We start from the raw sequence: 15,514 nt of genomic DNA, 5'->3' as shown, positions 1-15,514 counted from the left end.
ACTTTTATATCCAGTTGATGGATATTCATTGACTATATATAAATAGTCTGGTCTTGGTCAAATCGTTAGACAAAGAACCCTTTTCTTTTTAATTCGAGATATTCTCTCATTATTAATGCATCACTAAAATCTGGAGAATGACCAATGATTGATTTTATTATATCTTTTGAAATCACTTCAAGCTTACCTGTATCATTATCAATGTTGGTACGCTTCAATTGTTCCAGTTCCTTGATGATATCTTGCTTGTGTACTTGGTCTTTTATATAGTAACCACCACTTGCAGCCCTCTCACAGAATTTATAGATGCATTGAGTTTTTTGGTTTTTGTAATTCTCGTTATTCAATGCCTTTCCCCCATTATGGAATGCTTTTGCCCCTTGAAGATATCCACCAACGAATGATCCAACACCATCAGCATCATAAACTATTCTTGACTTAGGTACTTGATAGGTGTTAGCCATTAATTCAATAGCATCAATAACTTGCTTACCATCTGTTTTTGGATATACCTTTATTTTCTCCGCAACAAATCCCGACCAGTAAGTTATTACCATCTTATCAGCCCCCTGCATTGCAATGTCGCAGGTTAATGCCCGATTAGTTGGGTCTGGTAGTATGTGAGAATTAGTGAATAAATCAAGTATTTGTTCAAATTCTAAAAGTGATGATGGATCATTATCATAATCCCAATTCCCGAACAATAAACGCTCCTTAGATGCCTGATCTAGCGTGTGTAAGTTGTTAATATAATGCTGACTGATATATGGGTTGTCGGTGGCTAAGGCTTGTATAAAGGCTTTATATGCTTCTAATTTGTTGTCTTTATGAAGCTTGAAGAAGTTGGAATAAACCCAATTTTTTGAAGGGTTACAGGTGCCTAATATCTTTGGAATAAGCCCATATTCATCTAATTTGTACCTTATCCTGGACTTAACTATTAACCAAGCCTTTTCAGAAATCTGATTACATTCATCTATGAAGGCTCCAGAAATTTCTAATGAACCAAGTTGATCGAAATTAGGATCAGATGGATATGTGAATAGGTCTTTAAGTATGATTTGAGAACCGTTGAAGAATTTAATAACCCCTGTCTGTTGGTTATAGATAAAATGCTCCTTATCTCGTAAACCCTGTAATTTAATTACATCAAATAATGAGTTTAAAGTAGTTTCTTTTAATGATTTTAATTTAGACCTACCTATCAACCATCTTGTACCCTTGTATTTAAGACAATTCTTCAAAATCCAGTAACACCCAACAATTGATTTACCTCCACCTGCACCACCACCAAATATTACTTCAGTCGTTTGGTTATCTTCTAAAATATCAAGGACAATGGTCTGTTTAAGGGTTAGATTCAATTATTCTGAATCCTTTCCATTGTCAGAATAGGTTTTATTCTCTACCCATTGAATTTTATCGCCACCAGTAGTATGATCCACGTCTACCTCTGACTTATCTTTCCATCCGAAATTCTTTAATGCGAATATGGCACCCGCTGGATTACGCTCATATAGATTTGACTCATATTGTTGCTCAACCTTTAAAATTCCCCTTTTTATCGGGTACGAAAACCTAGCTTTCTTTTGATACTCATATAATGTTGATTTAGAATCAAAGCCAAGAAATAAGGCTAAACCAGTAATAGTGATACGCTCAGGGTATCTAATCCATACATCTATGACATCAATTTCACCAGTTTTTAAGTTTTCAATTTCTTTGCTGATTTTTTCACCTTGAACAAAAATGAAATATTCATCAATTTTCAATGATAAATCATCAACATTAGTGTATTTCGGTGGTCTTCCACCCTTGTTTATTTCGGCCATCTATCTGATTGTTTACAGATAAATAGCCTGATAAAGGGTGTTAATAGGTGATGATAACTTAACCTGTTTCAGTTATTAATTATTAATCAGTACCTTCAAAAATAATTTAAAAAGAAAAAAAATATATGAAAGTTCAATTTAAACGGAATACCAAGTTAACAGGAAACACTTATAGTAAGATAGATATAGTGGGTCGCACTCTTGCAAATAATATTAGCGAAGGATTATCACCAGAGGTTTACATAACCAGTGTTTTTGAGGTTGCTGAGTATAATTCAAAACTTGATAGAGCAGTGTTAAGCCCCTTGAATACTGATGAAATAGAAGATGTGACCCTCGACACTAAACCAGTAAATACTAATGGTATGTCTGTGTATGCCCCTCGAGAGAATCACTATAGCTACACCCTTAATTATAAACCAGTCTCTATAACCTATGATTGTCTATTTATTTACCCAGATGATGTGTTCATCTTAATTGAACCAGAAACAAATAAAATCATTGAATATAAAAAACCAAAGGATGCTGAAGCCTTCCTTATTCATTAAATGATTAAGGATTATTCATGTTGGCGGTGCCAACATGATAACGCTACTATAATAAATTACTAAGCAAGGAAACGTAAATATTGAGGGTCATATATAAGTTTCTTTTCCAAATTAAACTTTAGAGGTACTAATTCCATCTGGTAAACTTTTGCATTGGGAAAACCCGTATTAATTTGATTCATAAATTTTATCTTTTCATTTTCAGGAAAATTAACTCCTAGAACAATTTCAGCAATTACATCTTTTGGTACACTTAGTTCCTTTCCATTTTTATAAATATGTAAAAACCTAAATTCGCTTTCGTGGTCCCAAACGTCAGATTTCGTAAAAAAAAGACTTATGAAATGATGATCTTTTTCAGAAGGAAATAAAGGAAGGACTGGAAATTGATTATCATATATTATTTTACCACCCATTCCAAAAATCTGTGTACGTATTAAGTTTTCTGTATTGTACCCAATAGCAAAACCTTTATGTGAATTAGAATAATATGACCACATTAAAAAATTATTAATATCGGGTGTTGTACAAAAAATACCAAAGTTATTACAAGTATTGTTATAGTTCTCTATGTCACACTTATTCAGGTGGTCTTCATCAAATAAAAGTCCTTTCTTTTGGTTATCGTAAGCATTTTGTTGATGTTCTTCTTCTTTTAAGCTTGGAAAACTTTGTTTAGAGATTAGCAAACACTTTTTATAAATATTCTCTTCAGTTAATTCCTCAACATCATATCGGAAAGGGGTTTTTGAATCCAATGGATCATTAAACTCATTGGCTGATGGAATATAGATTTTATTATTTAAAAGTGTATTTACGCTTAAAGTATTATAATTTTTGAATTTATAAACTATCTTCTCAACATTTAGCTCTTCAATTGGAACAGGTATATTCATTCGTCAATATAGTAAAATGAATTTGGTAGATCAGGTTAAAACCTAAAGAATAAAAAACCCTCACCAAAACTGATGAAGGGAGACATAAACCTAATGAGTAGTCAGGTTATAATATTTATATTAATGGCTTCAGATTTATATTATAATGAATCTGCATTTTTACCATTAGTTTCTGGATTTCGTGTTGATAACTCTGGTCAACATTACAATAATCCCAAGCCGAATAAATTAACTGGCAAATCCATTCTTTATTTACGTTAAGGTACTCAGCGATTATTTTACCTTCAATGTTGTGGTGCATCCTCGCAAGGAATGCTATTTTTCTCCTAGCTTCTGCTATCTTTCTTTTCCTGGTCCTGCTGAATAATTCAGCCTTAGATATCTGGTATTCATTAATTACGAAGTCGGTTATTAACTCTAAGCGCTCCAGTTGAAGATCAGTGATATATAATTTTAGATTTTTATACGTTTTTAATTCTTTCATTTATTTTAATTTCCAACCAAGATTTCTTATCTCTATAGCAATATTTTGTAATTCATTAATCAACAAATCTTGCTTTGAATCTTGTTGATGTCCATCTTTCTGATTTACAATGAATTCAACTGCATCGTTGAATATTGAATAAAATTTATCTAATGAGTCCTTGATAAAGCGATATTCCCCACCTTTCATTGTGATATCATCTAATACATTAATGAGGTTTTTATAATTAGTATCCAATTTTTCCTTTAATTGTTCGAATGTTTTTATTTCTTTGTTTTCTTCTTTTTTCCTGTAATTTTCAACGATGCCTGAAAATTCAACCTTATTTAATTGTTCGTCTGTTATCATTATTTTATTTTCCATTCTATTTATAATTTATTTTTTCTTTTTCTTTTAAATTCAACTGCCTTACCAATAATAGCATACTATCAACTAAGGCTTGTTTTTCTTGTTCCAATTTTTTGACTTTTAATCTCAAATTTTGGGTTTCGCTTAGTTCTTTTCCTTCAAAACTATGAAACCACTGATTAAATAACTTTTCGTTAGTTTCCATCCAGTGGTCAAAAAACCTTGAATAATCGTTTACATCTTTTTTTAATCTTTCTATTTCTTCCATTTTTATTTTCCTTCTTTTATTTTACTATTCTTTTCATACCAAAACACCCATATGATAATCCCTAATCCAACTATCCCCTGTAATATTTCCATTTATTTAGTTATTATAAACTTTAACCGCTGCTGTTAATGGCAGTTCTATTATTTGCTTTTTTATCCAAAACTCATCATCGATAAATGTCGATTTCGGCATATATATTTCACTTGTTTTGAATCCCTTTTCCCATAATTTAGTTAAGTCAAACAAGTAAGATTTATGATCAGTAAACGTGACGAAATAGAACGCTTTTCCCTTATTAGGGCTATTCTGAGCTTGAATTAGTAATGCTTTACATTTTTTCACCTCGAGGAATGTTGTTGGGTATGTTGAAGATTTTACATCCCTTGCTTTAACCTCAACGTAATAATCTAGTGGATTTACTGGAAAATATTCTGCAGTTGATCCTGAAATATCCCATATTCCATATTTATCATTATTAGTTATCCACTGCATACCAGTGTGGTGCTGTAGGTAGATGGCTCTGCCAAACTCTTCTTGTGTTAATATTCTTTGATTTAGATTTTTCATTTTACTATAATATGTTTACTCTTATAAATAGTGCGTTACTTGGTAAAAGTTGATTTTATTCTCATATTTATTTTTAGGCATAAAAAAACCCCTTACCGAGTTGGTAAAGGGTGGTGATATATATTTGAAAAATTAGCTAGTTGTTAATTGTATAAATCATCATTCCCTTTGGGTCTGGTTTGAGCAATAACCTCTGATGTTTGGTATTCTAGTTTATCGCCTAATTTCAAGGCAAAGTCATTCATTTTATTAAATATAAACTTCTGCAAGCCCTTATATTTTATGGCATAATTTGAAGGTCCCTGACTAATCATACCGACATTTAGACCTAAATTAGTTCCCCACGTGCCCGTAATACTTATTTTACCCTCCCTACAATTAATCAAATAAGCATAACTACCATTGTCAGTTGATCTAATCTTACCTGTCTTAATTTGAAATATATCCCTATCCTGACTGAGAATCTCTATATCAAGATCTGCCAATGCTTGCTTTGCTTTGATGAAATTGTCTGCTGCTGTGAGTTTATTTATTACAATGATTTTATCCGAGTTTTTCGGGATTTCAGTTTGAGAATATCCAACAAATGGAAGGAGCAACAATAATAAGAGGGTTAATTTTTTCATAATATTTTTTTCGGTAAGTTAATGTTTTCAATTCGTCAAGCACTCCAGATAGTTACATCATTTAAAAGGGTTCACCATGTGAACCCCACATACAACACTAAAATATATCAGCATCTAAAAAAATCAAGTCGCTATCATTGTTTATATTTTCATCAATAAATTCACAATTTGGATTAATAATTAAGGCTTGCTCTCTTATGGTTAATACGTCCATATCTTCCATCAGTTGGATTAAGTTTTCTTCTTTGATATCTTTATTGATGATGGCTTTGTGCTGCTTAAAAGCTTTAATATCAGTTGTATTATCTTCATTTAATCCACGAGCATATTCTTTAACTTGCGCCCAATATTTGCTTACTGTATTTGGAGCTAAACCAGTAGCTTGTGCTACACTCCTTATTGTGATTTTTCCATTAAACTCGAAATTCCAATCTTCAATTACCTCATAAATTTTGGTGGTAGCAGCATTAGTATAATATTGTGATTGGCTTTTAGCTCTTAACTTTTGTTTTTCATCACTACTTAGCAAGGATTTAGGGTTGAAAATTATTCTACGCTTTTTGATCTTTGGTACTAACTTACCTACATTCTTTTGCTTTAAAATAGATGTTACTTGTTGTTCAATTATAATTCTTGGTAATGGATCAATGCTTAAAGAAATATTAACAGCTAAAGCACTATTAATTATTTGATAGAGTTGAGCATTTGGGTTCAACCAAACATAGTTTCTGATATAATTCAGCATATATCGTTTTCTCCCATCTCCTAATGGCTTGAATGGTTGATTGCATTCAACATAGCTTAATCCCTCATTCCAGTTTTCAATATATTCTTTACCTTCAAAATCAAAATCATTAACATTATTAAACCTTATTTCTGATTTTGTGCCAACGGTCACATTATGTTCTTCTTTTTTTTGACTAATAATATGACCCTTGGTACAAAATGAATTATTAGTATTTATTTCAGGTTCAATAGTAGAATAAATAAAGGAATCTTCATTTATGTATAAATTTGGATCATAACTTAAAATAGAATATTGAGTAGGCTTAACAGCATTAGTATCATCACATTCAAGACCTAGATCATTAGTAATATAATTGTAAGTTGATTTAAAATTATCAAGAGTTATTCCATCAACTCTAACCAAGAGTGAATACCCCAAACCACCAATACTTTGATAATATGAATAAATTTTATTTAGATCCAAGGATTCAATTTTGAAGTCAGTGGAATCGATATCAATATACATCAACCCGGTACCACTGATAAAATTTTGATTACATTTTTTTTCAGAAAACAATCCATTCCAAGTGATCGCAGGAAGAGTTTCTTTTATTTTGTCGTATTCGGTTTTGATAAATTCATTACCAGTGTCTTTATACAATAATTTATATTTTCTGGCTTCTGTGATAGTATCAAGATGTATAGATGATCCTCTAATAAGGTTTAACCAATCGGTTGAGGTAATAGAAGACGTGATGTTAGGGCTAAATACATTAGCATAGGTGTTTAAGTAAGTTGTCATTTAGTTTTTCTCTTTATCCAGTAAAATGTTATGATTAAGAGAATGGTCGGGAGCAACCCCGACCACTTAAACTAATAATGCATTTCGAACATTAAACTGTATATCAATAAATAGTGCGTCATAATTTTAATGATTGTTTATTGAAAAATATTTATTGATATCTAACTAAAATAGGTCAGGAATATTTTTTATCAAGGTCGTATTGAAAATATATTTAATTTAACTTTGATATTATTTTGATAATTACGAAATATTTTTCTATATTTGTACTTTGACGACAACTCAAACAGGACAGGTAAAATGGTTAATGGGTTAGTCACGCTTTTTTAATATAAATAACACTACAATACACGAGTAGGTAGTATGTTTTGTCAAATCGATCAAACATACTACCTACTTTTTTTTTGCCAAAAATTTAAACTAAAAATCAATAAAATACGAATTATGAGAAAATCAACAAAGAAAGAGAAGCTAAGAATTAGCATTAAGTACATCAATGATTATGGTGTAGTGGATTTTAGAGAACATTACCACGATCTAATTAAACGTTATTATTCAACAAATGCGACAACAACTCAACTGCGAAAACTAAAAGTACCTTATGAAAAGGCATTCTTTGATTTCTCAGTGACTCGTGGTAAAGCTGGTGGAACATACTACAAACCTACCATTGGTAACATTGTAAGAAAAAAAGACCTATCAACGGTTGATGCATACCTTCAGGAGGTGCAAGCAAGAAGAGAAAAAAAGAATTAACGCTAAATTAAAAGAAATGAAAAAAAACAAAACAATAAAAATTGTAAAAGACCTAACTAAGTTGGATGTTGAAACAATATGGTCAAATAATTTCTTGCCTGACCTGAAGGAAATATCTGATAGATTAATTCAAAAAGGCATTAATATTATGATGGAGACAGAAGAAAATATCAGTTACGTATTTGAATACGACTTATTAGATAGCGAATTCAATGGTGGTGATGAATTGTACTTAATCCCAGATGGTGAACTAAAAGCAACCTTAGAAGAGGCTACAGAAAATATTAGACTTATTATACTAAATAAGCGATAAAGATCCTCACTCAGGAAAGGGCTACTGTAATGGTAGCCTTTTTTATTTACTAGAAGCTATTATAAATTTTATAACTTTTCAATAACTAATAATTTTATAAGTCCGACTTGATTTTTTTAGAACCTAACCTATTTTGGTTCTATGACACTAACAGAAGGTGCTACAGGTTGAAAAAGAACACAAAAAGAATTATCACTTAATTAATATATATAAATGGAAACACCACTATCTAACATCGAAACTGCTATCGCCAACATTGAAGAAATACTAGAGGATCTTACACTACCATATAGTGCTGCACTACATATCAATGATAATCTCAACACTCTTAGGCAGGCATTAAGGGCACTAGAATATATTCAAAGCTCAAAAGCAGACAATAAGATAACAGTAGACTATGAAGAGCTTACAGAGCAGGAAAAACAGGTTGGCGATTTATTTCCATACCTAAAAAGAACAGAACGACTCTCAATGAGTTTTCAAGATGGTTTGGTGTATGAGTATTTACTAGATAAGGTTTTACATAATACAGCAACATCAGACCAAAGACTTTTATTACAACATTTGGTTAATGGCAACCATCTTGTTTTTACTGATAATGATGAAAATAAATTTTCGGATGCTGAAATAGCACAAACTGTTAATATGGTTGCTTCAGAGAATTCAGAACTATTGCAAGCACTTTATGTAATGCAAGCCTAATCAAACTCCTTTTAAATCACAACTTATCAATATAATATGAATATCCAGAAACACAATGAAACAATGATACTAGAGGGTTATGTACTTGGTCGCATAGGTGACTACACATTAACTGCTGACAATGTGAATGAACACATTAACCACATCTTAAACAGTGGTAGATTTACAGAGCTGAGCAAAGAGGAAATAATTGCAGCATTCCAGGTTAATGAAGATGAAATTGATGCACTTCACAGACTCAATAAAGCTATTGATGAACTAGGAGAAGATTTCAAGAAAAAATTTAACTAACAACTACTTAAAAAGGCTACTGTAAAAGGTAGCCTTTTCTGTTTTATACCAATTATTATAAAATTTATACTTTTTACACTTTTATAATATTTTATAACATTCCGACTTGATTTTTTTAGATCCTGCACTATTTTGGTTACAGATGCAGGAAAACGATCACATATCAACTCAACTTTTAGAGCAGAACAAGCTGCTGATGGAGATGTTGGGTAAAATGCAGATTGAAAACAGCAACCTTAAAAGTATGGTGTTAGATATAAATGCAAAAGTCAGTAACATACATAGAGTGTTTGACCTAGCAGATTCTATTAAAGTTGAAAAACCAGTTAAAAAGTTAACACCGCTTCAAGAAAAAAAACAAAGACAAGAAGAAAGAAAAAGCAAAGAAAAAAAAAGGATGATGCAAGAAATTATGCAAGAATTAAACCAAAATTAAAAAGCAAAATCATCTGCATTATCATCAAGAACCAACCCCAAATCATTGTAAATATACTTTTCAGTAATTGCAAAACTTGAATGTCTCATTTGCTTCATCAGTGCATCCTTAATTTCGTAGGATGATTTATTCAATTTTTTGGCATTACTGATGAATTTTCTTGCACCTGTATGTTTAAAAGCATAAGGTGTTTTGTTTAGAATTATTTCATTTTCTTCAAATATTTCATCTTTCATCATTCCAAAAAAGTGTTGAAACATTGAATAAGTCATAGGTGTATTTTTATCCTCCAAATGATAAAATAAATAATACTCTGGTTTCTGGTCATCGCCAAAAAACTCATCTATATATTTATTCAATACAGTAAATAGAGCAGGGTATATTCTAACCTTGGCAACTGCTCCATCTCTTTGACCTTTGGCAATATGTGCAGGAATATTAAACACCCTATTTTCTAGGTCTAAATGCTCCAGTTTAAGACGAAAAATTTCAGAAAATCTAATAAATGAATATAGAATAGCTTTGGATATTACTTCATATTTTAGCGAGAATGTTGAAAAAACTAATTTCAATTCATCATCCGAAAAATGATTAAATCTAACTTCTTTTCTTTTTTTTAAAATCAAATCACCATCCTTATTAATGATTATTTTATCTTCTTTAATCTGATCAACATATACAATTGGATTAATAGCTATCAATTTATTTTTGAAGGCATACTTAAATAAACCGCTGATCCATCCAATTCTATTGTTACAGGTAAAAGCAGACCAAGTACCTGCTAAATATTTTTCATTGATAAATTCATTTAATTCAACATCAGTAATTAATCTGATATCTTGGTCAATTCCTTTTGATTTAAAATATGGAATAAATTGATTTTTAAAAAATCGCTGATATTTCTCGGCTGATATTACCTTGCTTGGTATTGGGTTTAAATAATTTTTCGCCTCAAACCACTTTGTAAATACATAATCAAGGGTGTATTTTCTTTCTTCTTGAATTTTTATCTTTAGTTTATTCTTCAGTAGCTGTTGTCTGAATTTGGGATCAATACCATTTGTTAAATCTTCAATGACACCATCCAATACATCATTGAATTGCTCAATTTTATCATCAATATTTTTACATCGGTTAACTTGGATGTCGTAATTGGCTCCAGATTCTTTTCTATATTCTTTTTTTCCACCTTCAAATTCAATAGTATATCTGACACACCATTTCTTCACCTCAAGACCTTTACTATCTTTGTAATTATTGGTGCTATCAGGATACATAAAAGGGGCTGAATAAGTAAATTTTTCCATAATATTTTTTCAATATTTTGTCCCCGTTTTGTCCCCGTTTAAAATAAGAAACAAAAAAAAGAGCCTTAATTAGGCTCAAATATAACATATATTATGTCAGACGAAAAAATAATCTTTTCAATGGCGGGGGTAAATAAGATTTATCCTCCCCAAAAGCAAGTACTAAAAAATATATACCTCTCCTTTTTCTATGGAGCAAAGATAGGTGTTATTGGTTTAAATGGTTCAGGAAAATCTTCACTTTTAAAGATTATTGCTGGCATTGATAAGTCCATCCAGGGAGAGGTTGTTTTTTCTCCAGGTTACACGGTTGGCTACCTTGCTCAAGAACCCGAATTAGATGAGAATAAGACAGTTAGGGAGGTTGTTGAAGAAGGTGTGGCAGAGATTACCGCTATCCTGAAAGAATATGAAGAAATCAATGAAAAGTTCGGTTTGCCGGAGGTTTATGAGAATCCTGATGAGATGGAAAAACTGATGAACAAACAGGGCGAGCTGCAGGACAAAATTGATGCCGTAAACGCCTGGGAACTGGACAATAAATTAGAACGGGCAATGGATGCTTTACGCTGCCCGGAGCCTGACACAAAAATTGCCGTACTCTCCGGAGGTGAACGCCGCAGGGTTGCCATGTGCCGACTGCTTTTGCAGGAACCGGATGTGTTGTTACTTGATGAGCCTACCAACCACTTGGATGCAGAAAGTATTGACTGGCTGGAGCAGTTTTTGAAGAATTACAAAGGTACAGTGATTGCAGTAACGCATGACAGGTATTTCCTGGACAATGTTGCGGGCTGGATCCTGGAGCTTGACCGTGGGGAAGGTATTCCATGGAAAGGGAATTATTCTTCGTGGCTGGAACAAAAAGCTAAACGCTTGGCGCAGGAAGAAAAAACCGAGAGCAAACGCCAGAAAACCTTGGAAAGAGAACTTGAATGGGTACGCATGGCGCCAAAAGCCAGGCATGCCAAATCTAAGGCACGTTTATCAAATTATGACAAGCTGGCTTCAGAAGATTCCAAAGAACGTGAAGATAAACTGGAACTGTTTATTCCTGCAGGCCCCCGGTTGGGAAATGTAGTGATTGAGGCCAATAATATCAGTAAGGCTTACGGGGATAAGATCTTATTTGAAAACCTAAGCTTCTCCCTTCCTCCAGCAGGGATCGTGGGCATTATCGGGCCAAACGGAGCGGGAAAAACCACTTTATTCAGGTTGATCACCGAACAGGAAACACCTGACAACGGGGATTTCCGTGTAGGAGAAACAGTGAAGCTGGGATATGTAGACCAGATGCACAATGACCTTGATCCAGCTAAAACGGTCTATGAAAATATCACTGATGGTTTAGAGAGTATCCAGCTGGGCAACAAAGCCGTAAATGGCCGTGCCTATGTTTCCAAGTTTAATTTTAACGGAGGCGACCAGCAAAAGAAAGTAGGCGTTCTATCCGGTGGGGAGAGAAACCGTGTACACCTGGCCATAACGCTCAAAAAAGGCGCGAATGTTCTTTTACTGGATGAGCCCACCAACGATATAGACGTAAACACTTTAAGAGCACTGGAAGAGGCCCTGGAAAACTTTGGGGGCTGTGCCGTCGTGATTAGTCACGACCGGTGGTTCCTGGACCGTATCTGTACGCATATTTTAGCTTTTGAGGGTGATTCACAAGTATACTTCTTTGAAGGAAACTACAGCGACTACGAAGAAAACCGCAAAAAACGATTGGGTGATGTTACACCACACCGAATAAAATACAGGAAGTTAGTGTAATTTCCATTAATAACCATTAACCCCCAAATTGCTGGAGGTTAATGGTTAAACTTAACTGCAAGTACTTCGTAATCTGGTTGTTCCTGCTATCAATAATTGAATTATTTGCAATGCTCCGCATCAGGTAATTTCCCTGGTTCAATAAATCGTAGGCCTGTAACTTAAGAATAGCCTGCTCCTTCTTCAAAAAAGTTTTCTGCACACTCAGGTTAAGCAAAAAAGGATTTTTAACATTGATCGAATACCCCTTATAGATCCGTTTTGAGGCGTCGAAGCCAAAAGAAAGCGTCGGGTTAATATAAGTTAGGGCATTCATATTGATTTCATAAATCTGAATATCTTTCAAATTGGCCAAAGCGAGTGAATACCTGTTACTATTGTAAGTATAATTAGCATCGGTGCTTAAGGTAAATCCCTTTTGATTCATCCTCAACATGACTGCCTGCATAAAATTAAACCCCTTGTTGTTATTCTTTATCCCATCAGTGAAAGAAACATTATTGGCAAAACCCACATTTCCCCTGAATTCAACGTTAAACTTGTTTTCCTCAAAAGGTCTCGACCAGGAATATAAAGCATCAATGCTATAAGCACCATTTGCATTTTCAAAACGCGTCTCCTGTTTTAAACTGTTTAGCGTATCCTGTTTTAGAATGATATTGCTGACTACCTGATCCTGAATAAGATTCGTATTGAAACCCAGCATTAAAGCCCTTCCATTTTCAGGGTTATTATTTTGAAGGGTAAAGTTGGAGCTATGGTTAAAAGTAGACTTTAAATTCGGATTACCGACGACAATATTCTGGAGGTTGCGTGTATTGGGCACCGGCTGTAACTGCGTGAGGTTAGGTGCCTGACTGCTGCCATTATAAGCAAAGGTCATACTGGTGGTTTGCGACAAAATCATGCTTAGATTAAGCACAGGTGCAACATTAAAACCGTGATGAATAATCGTGCTTCTGGGCTGCTCATTTTCAACCATCAGCAAATTAGGCTGCGCTGTAATCCCCAGGCTATAACTAAGGTCCTCAGAACCAAAACGATAACTAAGACCCACGAGATGGGAAAAAAACTTTGAGGTATAAATTGTGCTTAATGAATCTACCACACGCCTGTTAAAACGGTTATTGGTTACCTGAGTAAGCAAATTGTTATCATTTTTTTCAAACTGGAAATTATAATAAATATCCAGGTTCCTGCTCACCAGAGAATCTGCCCGGTTTCCCACCGGCTCGCTAAACCTAAAGCTGGTTTCAATATGCCGGGATTTGTTCCTGGTATCCACGAGGCGGTTGAGGATCGAATCTTTCACGATCCTGCTCCGGTCGACTTCATAATACCCGATCCGGCTACTGATATCCTCCGTAACATCACTGATCCCGTTCTTGGCCGTAAATCCCAGGGAAAGATTCCTTCCCGGTTTTATAAAACGGTAAGCCCAGGCCACATTTAAGTTAAAATCAGGAACATAGGCTGTGGTGTTGCTGATATTACGCTGGTCCTGGCGGATTACCCCGCTTTGTATCGAACTCCCATTAAAAGCATCGTTCGTATTTAAAAAAGATCCGACAACACCGGCCTGAAAATAACTTTTCTTACCAACAGACTGCAGGCTCCAGTTCAAATTGTGTTTGTTACTTTTGGCATCCCTTTCATTGCTGTCGAGGGTAAAAATAGTCCCAAGGGTATTTAAAGTTTCAATAAAATCCAGCTGGTTGTTATCAGTATTCACATTATCAAAAGAATAAGCAACACTTGCAGTGATTTCTTTAGTTAATTTATCACGGTAATTGATCCCGGTACTGATGTTACGATTAACACCAGCGGCATTGTTGGTACTGAGCACATTTCCCTTTACACCGATCTGTTTTTTTTCCCGCCATACATTGGCTGTAGTTTGTATACCATAACGTTGGTTGGAACCCCCGTTGGCAGAAGTATTACCAAAATTTCCCTTGTTGCGTCCGGGTTTGGTAACCAGGTTTAACATTTTCTGTGAAGAGCCACTTTTTACACCCGTAAAATTAGCCTCATCACCATAATCATTAATCACCTGCACCTTAGCAATCATATCTGCCGGCAATTGCGAAATAAACTCTTTCACATTATTGGTAAAAAAATCTTCCCCGTTAATTCTCAACTTTGTCACCACACTGCCCATGCTCAACACTTTCCCGTCATTGTCGACCACAAGTCCGGGCAACTGTTTAAGCAAATCTTGAACTCTATCCGTTTCACGAACTAAAAACGCTGCTGCGTTATATTCAATGGTGTCTTTGGCTAAGCGGATGGGATTGACATTTGCCCTGATGACGACTTCTTTAAGGGTGTTGGCATCAGGCTCTAGACGCGGCTGTATATTAATATTCCGCAGTGAGCTATTAAATGTGATCTTACGGCGATAAGTCAGGTACCCCATCGCCTTTATGGTTAATAAAACCTCTGAAGCCGCAATACCCGAAACATTGAATTTACCTCTGTAATCAGAATAGTCTGTGAGTGTGTCTAATCCCGCTACGAGTTCGATAATAGCTTCGGGGATGGGTTTATTGAGTGAATCGCGGAGCGTACCGCTCAGCCGGTTATAGGATTGGCCGGAGGCATAGACGACACATAGCAAGTTGAGGACTGTGACAAGGAAGAGGCCTTTAAACCGATTTGGAATTCCATAAGATTTTAAAAACCTGTTCATCAGCAACCGCACAGTTTTATGAATATAAAGTTACAATAGTTTTAGAATCTCAACTCTATGCTTCGAAAATAAGCCCTATGCGAACATAATAAAAATTACTTTAAGTTAAGGCACTATTCTGGTTTTTGACAAAACTGTTAAACAATA

The 15,514-nt window shown here is 34.1% G+C and carries 18 protein-coding genes; 7 read left to right on the top strand and 11 right to left on the bottom strand.

The window, feature by feature from the left end; translation table 11 throughout:
- Nucleotides 1–65 precede the first annotated feature (65 nt).
- Both WG905_RS11195 and WG905_RS11190 read right to left on the bottom strand, forming a co-directional pair.
- Nucleotides 66–1,364 (bottom strand): phage terminase large subunit, encoded by a 1,299-nt coding sequence (locus WG905_RS11195; protein WP_339591800.1) that lies wholly within the window; start codon nucleotides 1,362–1,364, stop codon nucleotides 66–68.
- The gene (locus WG905_RS11190) at nucleotides 1,365–1,832 is read right to left on the bottom strand and encodes a terminase small subunit (protein ID WP_339591799.1); all 468 of its coding nucleotides are present in this window, start codon (nucleotides 1,830–1,832) and stop codon (nucleotides 1,365–1,367) included.
- A gap of 125 nt (nucleotides 1,833–1,957) precedes the next feature.
- On the opposite strand from WG905_RS11190, the gene WG905_RS11185 reads away from it, so the two are divergent.
- On the top strand, nucleotides 1,958–2,380 hold the full coding sequence (locus tag WG905_RS11185) for a hypothetical protein (protein ID WP_339591798.1): 423 nt from the start codon (nucleotides 1,958–1,960) through the stop codon (nucleotides 2,378–2,380).
- A gap of 59 nt (nucleotides 2,381–2,439) precedes the next feature.
- On the opposite strand, the gene WG905_RS11180 is transcribed toward WG905_RS11185, so the two are convergent.
- The 7 genes from WG905_RS11180 to WG905_RS11150 all read right to left on the bottom strand — a co-directional run bounded on the left by WG905_RS11180 (nucleotide 2,440) and on the right by WG905_RS11150 (nucleotide 7,097).
- Nucleotides 2,440–3,276 carry a DUF2971 domain-containing protein gene (locus tag WG905_RS11180; protein WP_339591797.1) on the bottom strand — a complete coding sequence of 279 codons (837 nt, stop codon included), beginning with the start codon at nucleotides 3,274–3,276 and terminating at the stop codon, nucleotides 2,440–2,442.
- A gap of 115 nt (nucleotides 3,277–3,391) precedes the next feature.
- Nucleotides 3,392–3,760, bottom strand: coding sequence for a helix-turn-helix domain-containing protein (locus WG905_RS11175; RefSeq protein WP_339591796.1), 369 nt, complete (start codon nucleotides 3,758–3,760; stop codon nucleotides 3,392–3,394).
- Nucleotides 3,761–4,123: a hypothetical protein gene (locus tag WG905_RS11170; protein WP_339591795.1), complete on the bottom strand. Its 363-nt coding sequence runs from the start codon at nucleotides 4,121–4,123 to the stop codon at nucleotides 3,761–3,763.
- 1 nt (nucleotide 4,124) lies between these two features.
- Nucleotides 4,125–4,376: a hypothetical protein gene (locus WG905_RS11165; RefSeq protein WP_339591794.1), complete on the bottom strand. Its 252-nt coding sequence runs from the start codon at nucleotides 4,374–4,376 to the stop codon at nucleotides 4,125–4,127.
- Between the two features lie 96 nt (nucleotides 4,377–4,472).
- Nucleotides 4,473–4,943, bottom strand: coding sequence for a hypothetical protein (locus WG905_RS11160; RefSeq protein WP_339591793.1), 471 nt, complete (start codon nucleotides 4,941–4,943; stop codon nucleotides 4,473–4,475).
- Nucleotides 4,944–5,086: 143 nt separating this feature from the next.
- Complete coding sequence (locus WG905_RS11155; protein WP_339591792.1) at nucleotides 5,087–5,569, bottom strand: hypothetical protein; 483 nt, start codon at nucleotides 5,567–5,569, stop codon at nucleotides 5,087–5,089.
- 97 nt (nucleotides 5,570–5,666) lie between these two features.
- Complete coding sequence (locus tag WG905_RS11150) at nucleotides 5,667–7,097, bottom strand: BT4734/BF3469 family protein (protein WP_339591791.1); 1,431 nt, start codon at nucleotides 7,095–7,097, stop codon at nucleotides 5,667–5,669.
- A 444-nt stretch (nucleotides 7,098–7,541) separates the two neighbouring features.
- On the opposite strand from WG905_RS11150, the gene WG905_RS11145 reads away from it, so the two are divergent.
- The 5 genes from WG905_RS11145 to WG905_RS11125 all read left to right on the top strand — a co-directional run bounded on the left by WG905_RS11145 (nucleotide 7,542) and on the right by WG905_RS11125 (nucleotide 9,595).
- Nucleotides 7,542–7,853 (top strand): hypothetical protein, encoded by a 312-nt coding sequence (locus tag WG905_RS11145; protein ID WP_339591790.1) that lies wholly within the window; start codon nucleotides 7,542–7,544, stop codon nucleotides 7,851–7,853.
- Between the two features lie 16 nt (nucleotides 7,854–7,869).
- On the top strand, nucleotides 7,870–8,166 hold the full coding sequence (locus WG905_RS11140) for a hypothetical protein (RefSeq protein ID WP_339591789.1): 297 nt from the start codon (nucleotides 7,870–7,872) through the stop codon (nucleotides 8,164–8,166).
- Nucleotides 8,167–8,379: 213 nt separating this feature from the next.
- Nucleotides 8,380–8,868, top strand: coding sequence for a hypothetical protein (locus tag WG905_RS11135; RefSeq protein WP_339591788.1), 489 nt, complete (start codon nucleotides 8,380–8,382; stop codon nucleotides 8,866–8,868).
- 36 nt (nucleotides 8,869–8,904) lie between these two features.
- Nucleotides 8,905–9,159, top strand: a complete 255-nt coding sequence (locus tag WG905_RS11130; RefSeq protein ID WP_339591787.1) for a hypothetical protein — start codon at nucleotides 8,905–8,907, stop codon at nucleotides 9,157–9,159.
- Between the two features lie 106 nt (nucleotides 9,160–9,265).
- Nucleotides 9,266–9,595, top strand: a complete 330-nt coding sequence (locus tag WG905_RS11125; RefSeq protein WP_339591786.1) for a hypothetical protein — start codon at nucleotides 9,266–9,268, stop codon at nucleotides 9,593–9,595.
- Here the strand turns inward: WG905_RS11125 and WG905_RS11120 are convergent.
- Nucleotides 9,592–10,902, bottom strand: coding sequence for a tyrosine-type recombinase/integrase (locus tag WG905_RS11120; protein ID WP_339591785.1), 1,311 nt, complete (start codon nucleotides 10,900–10,902; stop codon nucleotides 9,592–9,594). The two genes, WG905_RS11125 and WG905_RS11120, sit on opposite strands and share 4 nt — an antisense overlap.
- A 93-nt stretch (nucleotides 10,903–10,995) precedes the next feature.
- On the opposite strand from WG905_RS11120, the gene ettA reads away from it, so the two are divergent.
- Nucleotides 10,996–12,675 (top strand): energy-dependent translational throttle protein EttA, encoded by a 1,680-nt coding sequence (gene ettA, locus WG905_RS11115; protein WP_339591784.1) that lies wholly within the window; start codon nucleotides 10,996–10,998, stop codon nucleotides 12,673–12,675.
- A gap of 16 nt (nucleotides 12,676–12,691) precedes the next feature.
- On the opposite strand, the gene WG905_RS11110 is transcribed toward ettA, so the two are convergent.
- Nucleotides 12,692–15,367 carry an outer membrane beta-barrel protein gene (locus tag WG905_RS11110; RefSeq protein WP_339591783.1) on the bottom strand — a complete coding sequence of 892 codons (2,676 nt, stop codon included), beginning with the start codon at nucleotides 15,365–15,367 and terminating at the stop codon, nucleotides 12,692–12,694.
- Nucleotides 15,368–15,514: the final 147 nt, after the last annotated feature.

The sequence above is a fragment of the Pedobacter immunditicola genome, from assembly GCF_037482985.1.
Classification (GTDB): Bacteria; Bacteroidota; Bacteroidia; order Sphingobacteriales; family Sphingobacteriaceae; genus Pedobacter; species Pedobacter immunditicola.
This window is presented reverse-complemented; position numbering and strand designations above follow the sequence as displayed.